This is a genomic window from Paeniglutamicibacter cryotolerans, assembly GCF_014190875.1.
GTDB classification, from domain to species: domain Bacteria; phylum Actinomycetota; class Actinomycetes; order Actinomycetales; family Micrococcaceae; genus Paeniglutamicibacter; species Paeniglutamicibacter cryotolerans.
Map to the genome: position 1 here is coordinate 118,721 of NZ_JACHVS010000002.1, position 18,059 is coordinate 136,779.

At 65.5% G+C, this 18,059-nt stretch carries 14 protein-coding genes; 10 read left to right on the forward strand and 4 right to left on the reverse strand.

Annotated features, from left to right (window positions below; translation table 11 throughout):
• Positions 1-12 precede the first annotated feature (12 nt).
• Positions 13-777, reverse strand: a complete 765-nt coding sequence (locus tag E9229_RS13725) for a LysM peptidoglycan-binding domain-containing protein (protein WP_183512169.1) — start codon at positions 775-777, stop codon at positions 13-15.
• Between the two features lie 125 nt (positions 778-902).
• On the opposite strand from E9229_RS13725, the gene E9229_RS13730 reads away from it, so the two are divergent.
• Positions 903-1,463, forward strand: coding sequence for a hypothetical protein (locus E9229_RS13730; RefSeq protein ID WP_183512170.1), 561 nt, complete (start codon positions 903-905; stop codon positions 1,461-1,463).
• A 21-nt stretch (positions 1,464-1,484) separates the two neighbouring features.
• Here the strand turns inward: E9229_RS13730 and E9229_RS13735 are convergent, their stop codons facing one another.
• A complete protein-coding gene (locus tag E9229_RS13735; RefSeq protein ID WP_183512172.1) occupies positions 1,485-1,964 on the reverse strand; it encodes a DUF1772 domain-containing protein in 480 nt (159 codons plus the stop codon).
• Positions 1,965-2,251: 287 nt separating this feature from the next.
• Here E9229_RS13735 and E9229_RS13740 point away from each other — a divergent pair, with 287 nt between their 5' ends.
• The 4 genes from E9229_RS13740 to E9229_RS13755 all read left to right on the forward strand — a co-directional run bounded on the left by E9229_RS13740 (position 2,252) and on the right by E9229_RS13755 (position 10,551).
• Entirely contained in the window at positions 2,252-2,908 is a 657-nt protein-coding gene (locus E9229_RS13740) for a CpaB family protein (protein ID WP_183512173.1), read from the forward strand.
• Positions 2,905-4,149: an AAA family ATPase gene (locus tag E9229_RS13745; protein ID WP_183512174.1), complete on the forward strand. Its 1,245-nt coding sequence runs from the start codon at positions 2,905-2,907 to the stop codon at positions 4,147-4,149. The genes E9229_RS13740 and E9229_RS13745 overlap by 4 nt, the downstream gene beginning before the upstream one ends.
• 107 nt (positions 4,150-4,256) lie before the next feature.
• The gene (locus tag E9229_RS13750; RefSeq protein ID WP_183512175.1) at positions 4,257-9,071 is read left to right on the forward strand and encodes an NAD-glutamate dehydrogenase; all 4,815 of its coding nucleotides are present in this window, start codon (positions 4,257-4,259) and stop codon (positions 9,069-9,071) included.
• A gap of 4 nt (positions 9,072-9,075) precedes the next feature.
• Complete coding sequence (locus E9229_RS13755) at positions 9,076-10,551, forward strand: sensor histidine kinase (protein WP_183512176.1); 1,476 nt, start codon at positions 9,076-9,078, stop codon at positions 10,549-10,551.
• Positions 10,552-10,646: 95 nt separating this feature from the next.
• Here E9229_RS13755 and E9229_RS13760 read toward each other — a convergent pair whose 3' ends face one another.
• Positions 10,647-12,194, reverse strand: a complete 1,548-nt coding sequence (locus E9229_RS13760) for a lytic transglycosylase domain-containing protein (RefSeq protein ID WP_183512178.1) — start codon at positions 12,192-12,194, stop codon at positions 10,647-10,649.
• Between the two features lie 206 nt (positions 12,195-12,400).
• Here E9229_RS13760 and E9229_RS13765 point away from each other — a divergent pair, with 206 nt between their 5' ends.
• A complete protein-coding gene (locus tag E9229_RS13765; protein ID WP_183512179.1) occupies positions 12,401-12,754 on the forward strand; it encodes an Rv2175c family DNA-binding protein in 354 nt (117 codons plus the stop codon).
• A gap of 98 nt (positions 12,755-12,852) precedes the next feature.
• Here E9229_RS13765 and E9229_RS13770 read toward each other — a convergent pair whose 3' ends face one another.
• Complete coding sequence (locus E9229_RS13770) at positions 12,853-13,959, reverse strand: polyprenyl synthetase family protein (protein WP_183513060.1); 1,107 nt, start codon at positions 13,957-13,959, stop codon at positions 12,853-12,855.
• Between the two features lie 97 nt (positions 13,960-14,056).
• Between E9229_RS13770 and dinB the strand changes: the two genes are divergently transcribed.
• From dinB to rsmH, 4 genes are all read left to right on the forward strand, one after another.
• Positions 14,057-15,289 (forward strand): DNA polymerase IV, encoded by a 1,233-nt coding sequence (gene dinB, locus E9229_RS13775; protein ID WP_183512180.1) that lies wholly within the window; start codon positions 14,057-14,059, stop codon positions 15,287-15,289.
• Between the two features lie 257 nt (positions 15,290-15,546).
• Positions 15,547-15,915 (forward strand): DUF3040 domain-containing protein, encoded by a 369-nt coding sequence (locus E9229_RS13780; RefSeq protein ID WP_183512181.1) that lies wholly within the window; start codon positions 15,547-15,549, stop codon positions 15,913-15,915.
• 544 nt (positions 15,916-16,459) lie between these two features.
• Entirely contained in the window at positions 16,460-16,888 is a 429-nt protein-coding gene (gene mraZ, locus E9229_RS13785) for a division/cell wall cluster transcriptional repressor MraZ (protein ID WP_183512183.1), read from the forward strand.
• Between the two features lie 140 nt (positions 16,889-17,028).
• Positions 17,029-18,057, forward strand: a complete 1,029-nt coding sequence (gene rsmH / locus E9229_RS13790; RefSeq protein WP_183512184.1) for a 16S rRNA (cytosine(1402)-N(4))-methyltransferase RsmH — start codon at positions 17,029-17,031, stop codon at positions 18,055-18,057.
• Positions 18,058-18,059 lie beyond the last annotated feature (2 nt).

The following is an 18,059-nucleotide window of genomic DNA, read 5'->3' on the forward strand; positions in this document are numbered from 1 at the left end:
GGTGGGTGGAAGCTAGTGGGCATCTTCTGGTCGTTGCCGTGCTGGAATTTCCAGGACGGTGCCGATCTCCAGCAGGTCCGGGTCGGGGCCTACCGTGCGGCGGTTGGTTTCGTACCACCGGGGCCAGGCGCGGGCCACATCGGCCATCCGGGCATCCTGGCCCAGCTCCCGTTGGGCCAGTGTCCAGAGCGAGTCGCCCCGGCGCACCACCACCTGCCGGGAATCCGGGTCCCGTGTGCTGCCGCCCAGGAGGCGCTTGAGCGGCAGTGAAACATGCTGCGGCTGCCAGCCCGGTCCCGGGATGGAATCAAGGCCCGTTCCGGGCGAGGGTTTTGCCGTTGCCGGGTCCCGTAGCGCAGCCGGGTCGGAGCGGGGCCCGATGGATGCGGCGGCCGTGGTCTCCGGGGGAACGGGCGCGGCCTGAGCCGCGGGTGCCAGCACCAGTGAACCGCCCAGCGCAACGGCGAGGAGCCGGTACATGAAGCCCGGGGCGAGCCGCCTGGCGGAGTCGGCCCAATGCGTGAGTCCCAGGCGGGACAGGACGACCGATGCCGACGCGGCGATGGCTCCCAGCAGGACCCAGCCCAGCAACAGCAGTCCCAGTGCTGAATAGGCGATGCCGATGAGGTATTCGAGTTCCGGCACGGTGATGGTCTGCCTGCCATCGAAACCAGGCGGGAGGTGTTGGAGCAGCGAAAGGCCGCTGTGGGCCAGGACAAACCCGAATCCGACCATGCCGGCCAGCGAGGCGATGTCGCGCAGCGCGTAACGATTCATTTCAACGTCATCCAATGTTGTTTGAGTACATTTGATGTTATTTGTGTTCGTTTGGTTCATTTAGAATGCCACCCCGGGACATCGCTGTCTAGGGGTGTGGAGGGCAAGACGCCTAAGGTATGGCCATGAGATGGGAATCGCTCTTCGAGGATCTGGAAGCCCAGCTCCGGGCCGAGCAATGGAGCGGTCAAGCTGCGGAAATCCAAGAGCTGGTCCGCGTCGAACTGACCCGGCACCTGCTCGCGGACAGGCTGCGTCCGCTGGTTGGCCGTCAGCTGGAGGTCAGGCTGCTAGGCGGCACTGCGATCCACGGACGGCTGGCGCATACCGGGCGCGGATGGCTGATCCTCGACGCCGAGGGCCGTGAATACTTGGTAATCGAAGCGGGCATGGCATCGATCGGACTTACCCCCGACGGGCAGGGAACCGCAGCCGCAGCCGACGCTGCCGCCGATCGGGGGCTGGGGATCGGCGGCGCATTGCGGGCACTGGTGCGAGACCGCTGCCGGGTCAGGGTCTATGGCATCGACGGAACCAGCCTCGGGGAAGGGACACTGGACCGCGCCTCTCGGGACTTCGTGCAGTTGGCTGTGCACGAACGCGACCAGTACCGCCGGGCACCCGCCGTGCGCCGGGTGCAACTCATCCCCCTGCACGCCATCGCCGCCATCCGCCGCGAAACCTGAGGCGTCGGCCGATCGCCCGGTTCAGGCCCAGGCGATCCGCACGGCGACAGCGACCAGGAGTAACGCGAAGGCGAGCAGGGCCACCGCTGCCCTGAACATACCGGTGAATTCCCAGCGCTTGACGAGCCGTTTCCAGTCGGCCCGCGGGTCATCGGCGCTCCAGGTCTCGTTGACCTTGATGTTCATCGGCATCGTACCCACGAACGCGCGGAGCAAGAAGGCCAGAAGCGCGGCGGCGCCCATTATGCGGACGGAGAATCCGAGCCCGATTCCACCGCTCGGCAGCACGATGACGCCGGTGCTGATGGTGGGGACCATGATGGACGGCACCACGATGATGAGCTTGCGAACCAACGAAATGCGGGCCAGCAGATGCGCCCTGTCCACCAAGGCGTCCAGGGCGTCCAGCGCGGGCTGTGCACGGAAGCGGACAATGAACTCCTCGCCGGCGAGTATTCCCGCCCGGAAGAGTCCGTCGAACTCCATGATCACCTGGACCATTGCCTCATCATGCCCGATTGAACGACCCCGGGACCGACCGCTGTGGAAAACCGCTGGCCGACGGGCCGGACCTGGTCTGATGTGTGGATCCGCCGGGCCCGCCGGGGCCACGCGGCCCCCTCCGAGCTGGCGGCCCGCGAACGGCAGCCGCACGAGCCAGGAGGCGGATCCGGACCCTCGGCCTCTGGCCACAGGGTGTCCGCGGGCATATCGTTAGTCGCCACGGCGGGATCCCGGCTCCTTGCTCGGCATTCCCCGCCGCCGGCAGGCACATGGAGGGGGCTGCAATGGGCACGAACGGGAAAACGGCGGAGGAGGGCGCCCGACGGCTGCGCAAGCCCGGATGGAAGGATCCGCGCCTGATAGTGGGCACGTTGATCGTGCTGGCCTCCGTGGCGGGAACCGCCGCCCTGGTCGCGGGGCTGGATGAAACCACGCCCATGTACGTGGCAAAAGCCGACATCCCCCTGGGTGGTCCGGTCACTGCCGACTCCCTCGCCATCGCAAACGTCAGGCTGGAGGGCCTGGCGGACCGCTATCTGGGCGCAGGGGCGGCCCCGGCACCCGGGACCCGGGCGAACACGCTGCTGCGGGCCGGACACCTGATACCCGTGGGAGATCTGGGTCTGCCCGGGACCGGAAACCGCCGACCGGTGTCCATTGAGCTTCCGAAGTCGCTGCCCGCGGCCATCACCACCGGTGCCCGTGTCGATGTCTGGGTGGCGCTGCGCGATAAGACGGCCAACGGCTACGCCGTCCCCACTCTTCTGCTCCAGGCCACCGAGGTCAGCGCCCGGCGCGAGCTCGAATCGGGGTTCGGTGGCAGCCAGGGCGAAGTCATCGAGCTTCTCGTCCCCGATGACAAGTTGGCGCCCCTGCTCGATGCCATGGCCAACGAGGCGCACATTACCGTGGTGTTCAATCCGTCGGCCACCACCCCATGAGCATCTCCGCTGCCATCTGGGGCGATGAGCGGGGCATCGTCGAGCGGCTCGAACACTACCGCGGCGCGGTGACCGTGGCCCGCATTTGCGAGGACCTGCTCGAGGCGGTGGCCCTTGCCGAGACCGGCCTCATCGACGTGGTGCTGCTGGCCGGTCCCTCGGTGCTGGTGGACGCCGCCACCCTCGATGCGCTGGCTGAGCGCGGCATTCCCGTCCTGGTCCTTGGAGCCGAGCAGGGGGAGTCGGAACGGCTGACTGCCCTCGGGGCCATCCTGGCCCCGCCGGATGCCGGGGCCGAGGAGATCAATGCAATCCTCGAACGTGCCTGCGCCGCAGTCTCGGCAGGGCGTTCAACCCCGGGTGCCACGATGGCTGACCAGTCTGCCGATCCGGCCGGCGGCGGCAAGGTGGTGGTCTTCTGGGGTCCCGGGGGAGCGCCAGGCCGTTCGACGCTCGCGGTGAACTATGCGGCCGAATCTGCGCTGGCCGGGCGCGGGGTGATCCTGGTGGATGCCGATACCTATGGCGCATCCATCGCCATCCAGCTGGGGCTGCTGGATGAGGCCGCGGGACTTGCCCAGCTCTGCCGGCTGGCGGATCAGGGCCGTTTGGAAAGCGAGGGCATCGACCGTGCCTGCGCCAGGGTGCGCATTGCCGGAACCGGATTGGCCGTGGCCACCGGGCTGCCGCGGCCCAACCGCTGGCCCGAGCTGCGTCCGGCCTCGATCCACCGGGTGCTCGCAGCATTGCGTACACGCTTCGACACGATAGTGGTGGACGTCGCGGCGCCGCTGGAACTGGACGAGGACCTGAGCTTCGACACGCTCGCACCGCAACGCAACGGGGCGACGATTGCCGTGCTCGGCCAGGCCGACACGCTCCATGCCGTGGGGTCCGCGGACGCGATAGGCGTGCCGAGGCTGTTGCGGGCTCTGGAGGAACTGGCGGAGGTCCTGCCGGCCGCCAACCCGCAGGTGGTATTCAACAAGGTTGCGACCGCCACCGTCGGCCCCTCCCCGCAACGGGCCCTGAACGAGACGTGGGAGCGCTTCGGACCCGCTGTGCCCATCGGGGTATACGTGCCCTCGGACAGGGCGGCGACCGATGCCGCTCTGCTCGCCGGCACCGTTCTGGCAGAAACCGCGCCCAGGTCTCCGGCCCGGGAGGCCATGGCCCGGCTCGCCGGGCACGAAATCCGACCGAAAAGCGGATTTTCCACCGGTTTTCCGCGTCGAAAGTGACGCGACTAATCATGACCGCTAGGGTTGAATAATATCGGCTCGACGCAATGGCGCGTCGGGCAAAATCCACACACGGAGGCGTTCTTTTGAACTCGTCGGAGTCCGGCATGTCCGAAGCATTCATCGCTGAGACCATCACCCCGGAACTTGTTGCAAACTACTATGGGCACGTGGCCGAGGAGGACGCCCGGGTGTACACCCCGGACGAACTCGCATCACGGGTTGCCGCGCACTTGGCTGTGGGCTACCACCGGGATCCGGGCACCTCACGGGTCGCGGTGCGCACCCACGGCGGAACCTCGGTGGTCTATGTGGTCACCGACGACATGCCGTTCCTGGTTGACTCGGTCACCGCGGAAATCGTCGCCCAGCACCTGGCCATCGGCCTGGTCGTGCACCCGACGTTCCTGGTCAACCGCCGCGACGGACGCAACGAGATCATCGCGCTGAACGAGGTTCCGGCCCATGCCTCCATCGCCAGCGGCGACACGGCGGCCCTTCCCGACATCTCCAAACTGCTGGAAACCGGCGGCAACACCCGGATTGAGTCCTGGATCGCCATCGAAATCGGCGGGAGCTCGTCCGCCGAGGCGGCGGCGGTACTGATCGCCGGCCTGGAGCGCGTACTCGCCGACGTGCGTGCCGCGGTAGAAGACTGGCCCGCAATGCGCGACCGGGTCCACCAGATCGCCGATTCGCTGGGCACCGTTGCCGGTGCCGAACAGATCCCGGACCTGCAGGCAGCCATCGACCTGCTGCGCTGGCTCGACGACGGGAACTTCACCTTCCTGGGCTATCGCGACTACGACCTGATCACCGAGAACGGCGAGGATGCGCTGCGCATCAACACCGAAAGCGGTCTGGGCCTGATGCGCCTGGCCGTGCGGGCCTCCGAGACCCAGCAGCTGACCCCGGCCGGCCGCGCCAAGGCCCGCGAAAAGCGCGCCCTGGTCATTACCAAGGCCAACTCGCGCTCCACCGTGCATCGCAAGGTCTACCTGGACTATGTCGGCATCAAGTCCTTCGACGCGCAGGGCAACGTCAATGGCGAGCGCCGCTTCATCGGCCTCTTCGCCTCAAGTGCCTACACCTCCTCGGTGCGCAGCGTGCCGGTGGTCCGCGAAAAGGTCGACGCGGTGCTCGAGCACTCGGGCCTGGCCCCGGACTCGCACTCCGGCAAGGACCTGCTGACCATCCTCGAGACCTACCCGCGCGACGAACTGTTCCAGATGGAGGTCGGTGACCTCACCGAAACCGTGCTGGGCATCCTGAGCCTGCAGGAACGCCGCCGGACCTCGCTGTTCCTGCGCCCCGACGTGTACGGGCGCTTCATGAACGCGATGGTGTACATGCCCCGTGACCGCTACACCACCAGCGTGCGCCTGCGCGTCGAAGCCGAGCTGAAGGCAGCCTATGGCGCCCAGACGGTGGACTTCGAGGTCCGCATGTCCGAGTCCTCGCTGGTACGCGTGTTCTTCCGCATCCGTCTGCGCAAGGGCGCCTCCGTCCCGCAGGTCGACCGCGCAGAACTGGAGAACCGCCTGGTTCGCGCCGTGCGTTCCTGGTCCGAGGGAGTGGACCAGGTGATGCGCGAGCGCTTCGCTGGCGAGGAAGCCGCCCGACTCTCCGCCGAGTGGGCGAACGCCTTCCCGGCCGCCTATCGCGTCGAATTCGAGGTCGAGGACGCGCTGGCCGACATCGAACGCTTCTGGGTCCTGGACGAACCGGGCCACGAGGGTCCGGTCATCCACCTCTACGTCCCGGCCGACCTGCCCGAAGACAGCCCGCTGAACGCCCGCATGAAGCTCTACCTCACGGCCCCGATCTCGCTGAGCCGGATCCTTCCGGTGCTGCAGAACCTCGGCCTGGAGGTCGTGGAGGAACGCCCGTTCGAGATCACCCGCGGCGACGGCCAAGTGCGCTACCTCTACGACCTGGGACTGCACTTCCCCGACGGTGTGGAACCGCTGGCCACTCAGGATCGGCTCTCGGACGCATACTCCGCCGTGGTGCTCGGGCGCTCCGAGTCCGACGCCTTCGACCGCCTGGTGTTGCATGAGGGCATGGACTGGCGCGAAGTCAGCCTGCTGCGTGCCTACGCCAAGTACCTGCGCCAGCTCGGTGTGACCAACTCCTATTTGTTCATCTGCGACACGCTGCTGGGCAACCCGGACGTCACCCACGCGCTGCTGTCACTGTTCCAGGGCACATTCGACCCGGAGCGTTCGGCTTCCGAACGCGAGGCTATCCGCACCGCGGCGCACGAGGCGCTGGCGGCGGCTCTGGAAAAGGTCCCGACCCTTGACGCAGATCGGCTGCTGCGCCGCTTCGTGAACCTCATCGAGGCCACGGTGCGCACCAACTACTACAACGACCCCGAGGCGCTGGCCTTCAAGCTGTTGCCGGGCAAGATCGACGGCGCACCGTTCCCGCGACCGAAGTATGAGATCTGGGTCTACTCCCCGCGCGTGGAGGGCACGCACCTGCGTTACGGCGAGGTCGCCCGTGGCGGGCTGCGCTGGTCCGACCGCCGCGAGGACTTCCGTACCGAGGTGCTGGGCCTGGTCAAGGCGCAGATGGTGAAGAACTCGGTCATCGTGCCCACCGGCGCCAAGGGCGGCTTCTTTGCCAAGGAACTTCCGAACCCGGCAGTTGACCGCAACGGCTGGATGGAGGAGGGCAAGGCAGCCTATCGGATCTTCATCCGTTCGCTGCTGGAACTCACCGACAACCTAGTCACCGACGAAACCGGCGAGCACGTGGTCCCGCCGACCGGCGTCGTGCGCCTGGACGGGGATGACACCTACCTGGTGGTCGCCGCCGATAAGGGCACGGCGTCCTTCTCCGATATTGCCAACGTGATCTCCGAAGACCGCGGCCACTGGCTTGGCGATGCCTTCGCCTCAGGCGGATCCATCGGCTACGACCACAAGGCCATGGGCATCACGGCCCGCGGCGCCTGGGAATCGGTCAAGCGCCACTTCTCCGAATTCGCCCTGGACACCCAGACCGACGAATTCACCGCCGTCGGCATCGGCGACATGTCAGGTGACGTGTTCGGCAACGGGCTGCTGCGCACCCGCACGGTGAAGCTGATCGCCGCGTTCGACCACCGTGACATCTTCCTGGACCCGAGCCCGGAGCCGGGTGCCGCCTTCGACGAGCGTGCGCGCCTGTACGAGGTGCCGCGTTCCTCTTGGGCCGACTACGACAAGGACCTGATCTCGGCCGGAGGCGGCGTCTTCTCGCGCTCGCTGAAGTCGGTCCCGGTCTCCCCGGAAATCCGCGCCGCGCTCGGCTTGGATGCGACGGTGAGCGCCATGGCACCGAACGACCTGCTCAAGGCAATCCTGCGCGCACCGGCCGACCTGCTCTACAACGGCGGCATCGGAACCTACATCAAGTCCTCCGCCGAGACTCACCAGGAGGTCGGAGACCGCGCAAACGACGCGATCCGCATCGACGGCGCCGAGGTGCGCGTGAAGGTGATCGGCGAGGGCGGTAACCTTGGCATGACCCAGCGTGGCCGCATCGAAGCGGCACTGAACGGCGTCATCTTGAACACCGACGCCATCGACAACTCCGCCGGTGTCGACTGCTCGGACCACGAGGTGAACATCAAGATCTTCGTGGACCGCATGGTTCGCGCAGGGAAGCTGGATCCGGCCGAACGCGCCGCGTTCCTGCACTCGATGTCCGACGAGGTCGGCCGCCTGGTGCTGAAGACCAACTTCGACCAGAACGTACTGCTGCTCAACGAAAAGCAGGAGCTTTCCTCCTGGGCCGCGGCCTTCGAACGGCTGATGGACTGGCTCGAGGTGCATGCTGACCTTGACCGTTCGCTGGAGTTCCTGCCCACTACGGAGGAGCTCGAGGCACGCCTGGCAACCGGCAAGTCGCTCACGGCACCGGAGCTCGCAGTACTCGTTGCGTACGCGAAGATCCAGCTGGCATCGGCCCTTGCCGCCAGCGACCTGCCGGATGATCCGCACTTTGCCGCCACGTTGCGCGATTACTTCCCGCACCAGATCGGCGACCGTTTCGCCGCCGAACTGGACACGCACCCGCTGCGCCGGGAGATCATCTCCACCATGGTGGCAAACGACATGGTCAACATGGGTGGCATCACCTATGCGTTCCGGGCCATGGAGGAAACCGGTGCGTCCGAGGCGATGGTAGCCAAGGCCTTCGTCGCACTGCGGGGGATCTACGAGTTCGATAAGCAGTTCGACGGCCTTGCCGCGCTGCCGGCGGACTTCCCGGCCGAGCACGCCTGCCGTGCGCACTCGGACATGCGCCGGATGCTCGACCGTTGTACGCGCTGGTTCATCAACCACGTCGACCGCGGTAATACTGTCTCGCAGAACATTGAAAAGTACTCCGCGACAGTGCGTTCGTTGCGATCGCGCGTTGGTTCGCTGGTCCGCGGTGTCGATGCCGAACGCGAGAAGGCCTGGAAGGCAGAAGCGCTGGCCTGGGGCATGCCCGAGGATCTCGCCAAGTTGCGCAGCAGCCAGTTCGAGAGCTTCGTGCTGTTGGACATTGCGCGGCTCGCTGCCAGCAGGAGCGAGCCGGCGGAAGAGATCGCGAAGATCTACTACGTGATCTACGAGCGCTTCATGGTGGATTCGCTGCTCGAGCGCATCACTTCCCTGCCGCGGGCCGACCGCTGGCAGGCACTGGCGAGGGCTGCGTTGCGCGATGACCTGTACTCCACGGTCATCGATTTCACCCGCGACGTGCTCGAGGACGCACCGGAACCGGGTCAGGCGCTCGCGCGCGTCATCACCTGGGAAGGCCGCAACGCGGCTAATCTGGATCGTGCAAAGAACATGTTCGCTGAGGTGAACCGGCTGGAGCGCGATGACATGGCGTCCCTGTCGGTGGCCCTGCGGCTGTTGCGTTCCATCGTACGGAGGTAATTCCTTGGCCATCTTCACGGACCCGATTCGCGAGTATGCCGATTTCGGCCCTGGAGATGAGGAATGGCTCCACCTGCTGGTGGGGGACTGGCAACTGGTATCGGATCTGGCCTTCTCGGATCTGGTGCTATGGTTCCCGGCCCCCGAGGGGACGTACGTGGCCTTGGCCCACGTACGTCCCTCCACCTCGCACACCGCCTTCCACACCGACTTCGTGGGGGAGCGGATCCGCAAGGACCTCAAGCCGCTGGTGCAGCGCGCCTGGGAAACCCAGCTGATGCAGCACCCGGACGAGGACCAGTGGTCCGGGGACGCAGAGATGCGCATCGAGGCGGTGCCGATGGTGCGCAACGGCCGAACCCTGGCGGTCGTCACCTCGCATATGGACCTGACCAGTTCGCGCATGCCCTCGCGGCTGGAGCTGACCTACCGGCAGTGTGCCCAGGACCTGCTGAGGATGTGCACCCAGGGGCTGTGGCCCGACTTCGCCACGCCCACCGGATCCAAGCGTGGGGCCCCGCGCGTGGGTGACGGGCTGATCAGGATGGACTCCGAGGGGATCGTGCAGTACGCGAGCCCCAACGGGGTCTCTGCGTACCGCCGCCTGGGCGGTGCGGACACGCTGGAGGGCAAGTCCCTGGCCGAGGTCACCACCGGTCTGCTGAAGGACCGTCGGATGACCGACGAGTCGCTGCCACTGGTGGTTACCGGGCGCATGCCCTGGCGTACGGAGGTCGAATCGCGCGGCGTGACGCTCTCGCTGCGGGCCATCCCGCTGCGCGACGGGGGGCACCGCTACGGTGCTCTGGTGCTGTGCCGCGACGTGACCGAGCTGCGTCGCCGCGAAAAGGAGCTGGTCTCCAAGGACGCGACGATCCGCGAGATCCACCACCGCGTGAAGAACAACCTGCAGACCGTCGCCGCACTGCTGCGCATGCAGTCGCGGCGGATGAAGTCCGAGGAGGGGCGGCAGGGCCTGGACCAGGCGATGCGCCGCGTGGCGACCATCGCCTCGGTGCACGAGACGCTGTCCCAGGGGCTGAGCCAGAGCGTGGACTTCGACGAACTGATCGAGCGCCAGTTCCGGCTCATTGCCGAGATCGCCTCACCGGGCCAAACGGTGCGCACCGAGCGCACCGGCACCTTCGGCCCGCTTCCGGCCGAGCTGGCCACCCCGCTGTCGCTGGTGATCAACGAGCTGGTCACCAACGCCGTCGAACATGGCCTACGCGAAAAGAGCGGTCTCGTCTCGCTCGACGCCGAACGCTTCACCGGCACGGAGGGCGATGACCGGTTGCGCGTGACCATCAGCGACGACGGGGTCGGTTTGCCGCCCGAGCCTCGCGCCGAGGGCCTGGGCCTGCAAATCGTGCGGACCCTGGTGGACTCCGAGCTGGCCGGGACCATCTCCTGGTCCGACCGCAAGGGCCCCGGGACCCGGGTGGTCATCGACCTGCCGGTGCCCGACCAGCGGCGCTGAGCCTCGGCCGCACTGGACCCCCGCTAGGCGAAAAAGCAGCTGCCCGCGACCAAGGAGAGAATCCCGGTCGCGGGCAGCTGCTTTTTCGCCTGTTGTTAGAAGCGCAGCATGTGTGTGCGCACGCTGGCGACGTAGCGCTTGGTGTCCGGATACATGCCGTACTTCCGCACGCCACCCTGGCCCTGGTAGTAGGAGGCGATGCCGATGTCCAGGTTCGGGCTGGTCTTCTGCAGTGCGCGGATGATCGCAATGCCGGCGGTCACGTTGTCCTGCGGAACCAACAGGTCAAGCGGACGGCCGACCAGGTCGGAGGCCCACTTGCCGGAGCTCGGGATCACCTGCATGACGCCGATGGCGTTGGCCGGGGAGACCGAGGCCATGTCGAAGCTTGATTCCTGGAACGCGTGAGCCAGGGCCAGCGACGGGTCCACGCCCATGGAGCGGGCGGTGGAGGCGATCATTACCTGCATGGCCGCGCGGCTGGGCAGGTTACGTGAAAGCAGCTCACGCTTGTTCTCGTTGGCCGAGGCCACCGTCGCACCCGGGTAGGTGTAATGCAGGAATTGGTTCGAGACCAGCGGCTTGGTGGTGCTTCCCTGATTGGACGTGGCGGGCTTCGGGGTAGAGTTCGCCACGCCGGAGAGCTTCAGCTTCTGCCCGGGGTAGATGATCGTGGAGGAGGTGAAGCCGTTGGCCGTCAGCAGCGTCGCCAGCGAGACGCCCTTGGCCCGGGCAATGCCGTAGAGCGTGTCACCGGAGCGCACCAGGTGGCTTCCGGTACCGGCTGTGGCCGTGGCGGCCGTGGCGGCCGTGGCGGCCGGCGCCTTGGGCGCGGTGGATGCGGTGGGCGCCTTGGCCTGCCCGCCGCCCAGGTTCAGCTTCTGGTTGACGAAGATCGTGTCGCTGGCACGCAGGCCGGTGGTTGCCAACAGCTCGGCCAGGCTCATGTCATGGCGGGCGGCGATGCGCGAGAGAGTATCCCCGGCGACCACGGTATAGCTGGAGGGTCCGGCCGAATGCTTGGGGCCTGCAGGATTGGCCGCGGCCGCCGCGGGCTTGGCCCGGGTACCGCTGAGCTTGATCTTCTGGTTGACATAGATCGTCGAGTTGCGGTTCAGCCCGCTGGATGCCAGCACCTGGGCCAGGGTCAGGCCATGGCGGGCGGCGATGCCCGAAAGCGTGTCGCCGGAGGCCACCGTGTAGGTGATGGCCGTGCCGGTGGCCACCTTGGTGGCGGGTGCGGAGGAGGTGGTTGACTTTCCGCGCAGCGTGAGCACCTGGCCGACACCGATGACATTGGCGGAAGGGAGCTTGTTCAGCTTCACGAGCGCAGCGACATCGACGCCGTACTTCTTGGCGATGCCGGAAAGCGTGTCGCCGCCCTTTACCCGAACCGTGGTGGCGGGTGCCTTGGGCGCTGCGGCACCCAGGGAGGGAACCCGGGAGGCGACCAGGTGTGCGCTGATGCGTGCCTCGGCTGCCTGCAGGTTTGCTCCGGTGACGAGCCGGGGCTGCAGCCCGCTACGGGCCGGAGCCTCGATGGCGAGTGCGGGGCCGGCTAGCGACCCGAAAACTACGGCGGGGATGGCAGCGCCGGCTACGACGCTGATATTACGGGTCCGGCGCTGCGGGACGTGGGCCATGGAACATCCTCTGCTGGTGGTGACGGAGACCGTCTGGGCACAGCCGTGCAGTGGTCCCCCCAGGGGAGCGTGTGACTACTGTGACTGATGTTGCGAGTGTGACGTAAGTGAATCTACACCACTTAAGTGAACAAATGAAAGATTCATAACGATTGTTTTGGGCGTTTATGCACCCGCGGGCGCGGTGGATGTGGCACGCTTGGTGGGTGAGCAATATTGAAAACCTCGTCACCAAGTGGCTGACCCTTCCCGACCTGGCCGAGCAGCTGGATGTATCCATCAAGCGGGTGCACAGTCTGCTCGATGAGCGCGCCATCGTCTGCGCGCGCATTGGCAAGGGCAAGGTCCGCGCCGTTCCGGCAGATTTCATGCTCGACGGGCACCTGGTCGAAAGCCTGAAGGGCACCATTTCCGTGCTGGTCGACTCCGGTTACACGGATGAGGAACTGCTGGAGTGGCTGTTCACCGCCGATGAATCCCTGCCCGGAACCCCGATGGAAGCCCTGCGGTTGGGCCGCAAGACCGAAATCCGCCGCCGCGCGCAGGCCCTGAGCTGGTAACGAACCGGTCACCGGACTCGCGCCGGTAACACCATTGCATGACAAAACAGGCACGGCCCGCATCTGCGGGACGTGCCTGTTTCACGTGGAGGTCCGAATCATGACTTGCGTTCGATGGCGGCCAGCCCAAGCACCCGCAGCGCCTCGCGCAGGTGGGGCAGAACCGGCAGCAACTCCAGGGCTGAGAGCCCCTGGGCAGTCAGTGCGGAGATGGAATCCTCGGTTGCCTTCAGCGCCCCGCAGGATTCAAGCAGCGTACGCATGGAGTCCACCTCGGCTTCGGCGAGGTCTTCGGCCCCGAGCCGCTGCTGGATGAATTCCTGCTCGGAGGGCGATGCCAGCGTCAGCGCGTGGGCGATGATTTCGGTCCGTTTGCCTTCGCGCAGGTCGTCGCCGGCAGGCTTGCCGGTGATCCCGGGGTCGCCGAAGACGCCCAGCACGTCGTCGCGCAGCTGGAAGGCCTCGCCCATGGGCAGGGCGAAGCGGGAATACGCCTCGAGCAGGCCCCGGTCGGCTCCGGCGAGGGCTCCGCCCAGGAGGATTGGGTTCTCGGCCGAGTACTTCGCCGATTTGTAGCGGACGATCGTCCGTGCCCGGGCTACCGCCTCGGCCGGGCCGTAGCTGGGACCGGCCGATTCCTCGAGCACGTCCAGATACTGCCCCGCCATCACCTGGGTGCGCATGGTGTCGAAGATTGTCCGTGCGCCGGGGACGGCGGGGATGATGGTGCTGAAAAGTTGTTCGCTCAGCGAGAGGCAGAGGTCCCCGGCCAGCACTGATGCCGCTTCGCCGAAGCGTGCCGCGTCGCGGTGCCACCCCTCGGTGCGGTGCAGCGCCTCGAAGCGCCGATGGATAGCGGGCTGGCCGCGGCGGGTATCGGAGCGGTCGATCAGGTCGTCATGGATCAAGGCTGCTGCCTGGAATAGTTCAAGGGCGGCGCCGGCCCGGACGATCTGGTGCGAATCCGGGGAGCCTCCGGCGCCCAAGAAGCCCCAGAAGGCGAACATCGGGCGCAGCCGCTTTCCTCCCCGGGTCAGGTCCTTGATGGCCGACACCAGCTCCACTGCCGCCGGTGAGATCCCGGCAAGAATCTCGCGCTGTTCTTCCAGGAACGTGTCCAGCAGGTCTTCCACACGCGTCGCAAAGTCCGCTGACAAGGCTCGGGCGTCTGTGGTTCCCGGGATGCCCGTGGCAGAGTCAGTCATCATTTCCATCCGTTGTAAGGGGTGAGGTGCTTAGGCATCAACTGTAGCGCTCGGAGACCGGGGGTCGCCGTCGGTGCCGCTGGCTATGATGAATGCCATGGCAACGGCAACCGAACGGGCAATCCTGCATGTGGACATGGATGCCTTTTTCGTCTCCGTCGAACTGTTGACTAGGCCCGAGCTAAATGGCCGCCAAGTCATCGTGGGACACGCGGGGGAGCGCTCCGTGGTGCTTTCGGCCTCCTATGAATGCCGGGCACTGGGAGTGCGTTCGGCGATGCCGATGTCCCAGGCCATGCGGATGGCACCGCATGCCGTGGTGATCGAACCCAGCCAAGGGCTCTATCAGGAATTCTCACGTAGCATCATGGCCATTTTCAGGGAAATTACCCCGCTGGTGGAACAGCTCAGCGTCGACGAGGCATTCCTCGATGTCACCGGGAGCATGCGCCGGTTGGGTAGTCCGCGGGAGATCGGCGAACTCATTCGGCGCCGGATGCATGAGGAGCTGGGCTTGCCGGCAAGCGTGGGAATAGCCCGCAATAAATTCGTTGCCAAGATCGCCTCGACCCGGGCCAAGCCCGATGGGCTGCTGCTGATCGCCCCGGCGCGGACCGTGGAGTTCCTGCATACGCTTCCGGTCCGTGCGCTGTGGGGTGTCGGTGCCAAGACCGCACAGTCATTGCAGGAATCGGGGATCACCACGGTCGCGCAACTTGCCGCCCTGACGGAAAAGTCTTTGCAACGACGCTATGGGGCTTCGGGGACCCATCTTTTCGCGCTGGCCCATGGCATGGACGACCGGCCGGTGGAAGTAACCCGGGAAGAAAAGAGCATCGGTTCCGAGGAGACCTTCGCCGTGGATGTCTTCGACACCGAGGTGCTGAGACGGGAGATCCTGCGTCTGGCCCACAGGGTCTCGGCGCGGCTGCGTGCGTCCGGAAAGGAAGCGGGCACCGTGGTGCTGAAGTTGCGCTATGCAGACTTCACGACGCTCTCTCGCAGCAAACGCATCGACTATCCCACCAGTGCCACCGGGGTCATTGCCAAGACCGCCCATGCGCTTCTACAGGGCTTGGGGGAGCGGCCGCAGGCCGTGCGGCTAGTCGGGGTACGTGCCGAAAAGCTGGAAAGCAGTGCTGGCGGGTATCAGCTGAGCATCGACGCGCAAGAAGACAACTGGCGCCAGGCCGAGCAGGCCGTGGACAGGATCCGTGAGCGTTTCCCGGCCGGCGCCCTGCGCCCCGCCTCCTTGGTCCGCCCCCTGCACGGAAACGTGCCAGATGGCCACCGATCCGATCCCGGATCCATCGGCACCGAGGCGGGCTGAGAGGGTACCCGCTCAAGCCGGAACCCGGGCATGTCGGGGACATGGCGGTAAAGCGGCGACGCCCGGTAGCGGAAAGGATGAAAGTTCGTCCAAAAGGGGTGTCACAACACGTGGTGTCGACTATCTTCTGGAGGCAATCCGGGACTACTCTTGAGGTAAAGAATTGCCGGTGACCACGGGCGGGAACTTTTCGCTTGAGCCGGTCGTTCACCATGACAAGGGCGAGAGCCATAGCGCTGGATGAAAGGGAAGGGATCATGCCGCTTTCCGAACACGAGCAACGACTTCTGGAGCAGCTGGAGAAGCAGCTTCATGAAGATCACCGCTTCGCCTCGAACATGAAATCAGCAGCCACTACCGGGGCGTACTCGACGCGCAATCTTGCGCTGGGTGCGCTGCTAGCAGTGGCGGGTGTCATCGTGCTGATCTGGAGCATCTCCAGCCAGCTGATCCCGGTGGGCGTGGTCGGCTTCGCGATCATGTTTGCCGGTGTCTATTTGGCACTGTCGCGCAAGGGGCGCGGACGCGAGAAGGCCCGCGGCGGAGCTTCTCCATCGGGGCCGCGTTCGAGTTTCATGACAGAGCTTGAACACAAGTGGGAACAGCGCAAACGAGAAGAGTCCTAAGCCGAGTTCAACCCCGGAACTCGTTCCGGAAAATGCAAGCGGTCTTGGCCTCTTGTCTGCCCCACCTAGGTGGGGCTTTTTTTATGCCCAAGCCCGCATCCCGGTCCGTTAGGCAATGTCCGTAGTCGACGCGCTGAATATAACCATGGAATTTGAAAAATATGCCACTTGGTTCGGAGGAGCTCCGTGGCCTTGGGGCGTCCCGGCGTCGTGAACCGTGCCGCGCGGATCCTCCACTTCGCCCTCACTTTTTCCTCCACTTCAGACCCCAATCAGCCATAGTGGTGCCATTTGTGCCCGATTTTGTGCTGGAAGTCACCAGATTTGGCCCCGATTTCTCTCGTTTTTCCCCCGTGAGGCACTGGGATTCATAAATCCCTCCACTGGCCTCTCTGCCTTCCCACCAGTGGTTTTCGGGGAAAGTCGGGCCATTCCCGGGGAAGGGAAGTGGGCAGTGTCGTTGACAGTGGAGGGTTGTGGAGTAAAGTGGAGCGAAAGAGAGGGAATCGGGTGGAGTTGCCCTTCAAACGGGAAGGCGGTGCGTGTGTTCCTAGGAACGTATACGCCGCGACTCGATGAAAAGGGACGACTAATTCTCCCGGCCAAATACCGTGATGAACTATCCAATGGGTTGGTCCTGACCAGGGGCCAGGAGCGTTGCATCTACGTCTTCAGCCAACGTCAATTCGAGAAGTTGCATGAGCAAATCAGCCAAGCACCGCTCTCTTCTCGACAGGCTAGGGACTATGCCCGCGTTTTCCTCTCGGGGGCTTCGGATGAAATGCCAGATAAGCAAGGCCGCGTCACCATTCCAGCGGCCTTGCGCACCTATGCCGGACTGGACCGCGAGGTAACGGTTATCGGTGCAGGTACCAGGGTTGAAATCTGGGATACCCCCGCTTGGAACTCGTATTTGGAAGAGCAGGAAAACCTGTTCTCCGAAACCGATGACGAATTGCTTTCAGGTATCTAACGGAGTTGTCATCCGTCGGATATCCGGCGTTGGCTTGGATCAGGTCTCCAGCCGCCCGAACGGGATTCATCCTGGCTCAACTTCCCCTGAGCCAGGCGGAAACCGTCGGGTCGGAGGGGGACCTGGCTCAAGCAGGCCAAATGACCAGTGTGAACACTTATGAAAGGGACCCGGTGAATACAGACGGCGCCGCTGAGCGACCCGCCTCGGAACGTCATGTCCCGGTACTACTTGAGCGGTGCATCGGTCTCCTGACGCCGGGTATCGAAGCAGGCATCGCGGCTAGGGGCCGCGCTGTCGTCGTCGACTGCACATTGGGCATGGGCGGACACTCCGAAGCCATGCTGGAACGCTTCCCGGAGCTGCACCTGATCGGTCTCGACCGCGACGAACAGGCTCACAAGCTGGCCGGTGCTCGGCTCGAGCGATTCGCCGCCCGGACGGACCTCGTCCATGCCGTCTATGACGAAATCGCGGATGTCGTTGCAGACCTCGGGTTCGATGGCGTCGACGGGGTACTTTTCGATCTGGGCGTTTCGTCGCTTCAGCTCGATGAACGCGAACGTGGTTTCGCCTATTCCTACGACGCACCGTTGGACATGCGCATGGACACCTCCACCGGCCCCACCGCTGCCGATGTCGTCAACAACTATTCCGAAGCCGAACTGGTGCGCATCATCCGCACCTGGGGCGAGGAGAAGTTCGCCGGACGGATTGCCTCGGCCATTGTCGCTGCGCGGGACGCCGCACCGTTGAGCACCACCGGCGAACTGGTGGCAGCGATCCGCTCCGTGGTGCCGGCAGCCGCTGCACGCACCGGTGGGCATCCGGCCAAGCGAACCTTCCAGGCCCTGCGCATTGAGGTCAATGAGGAACTCGACGTACTCGACCGGGCCATCCCCGCGGCGATGGGTGCGCTGAACCTCGGCGGACGTGTCGTGGTGATGAGTTACCACTCGCTGGAAGACAAGGTCACCAAGCGGCATTTCGCCGCAGGTTCCAGATCGTCGGCTCCCGTCGGCTTCCCCGTGGAGCTTGAGGAGCACAAGGCCCAGTTCAAGACGCTGACCCGGGGAACCGAGAAGCCGACGGACCGGGAAATTGCTGAAAACCCCCGAGCCGCGTCAGCCAAGCTGCGCGCGGTGGAACGCATTCTGAAAAGGAGCTGATG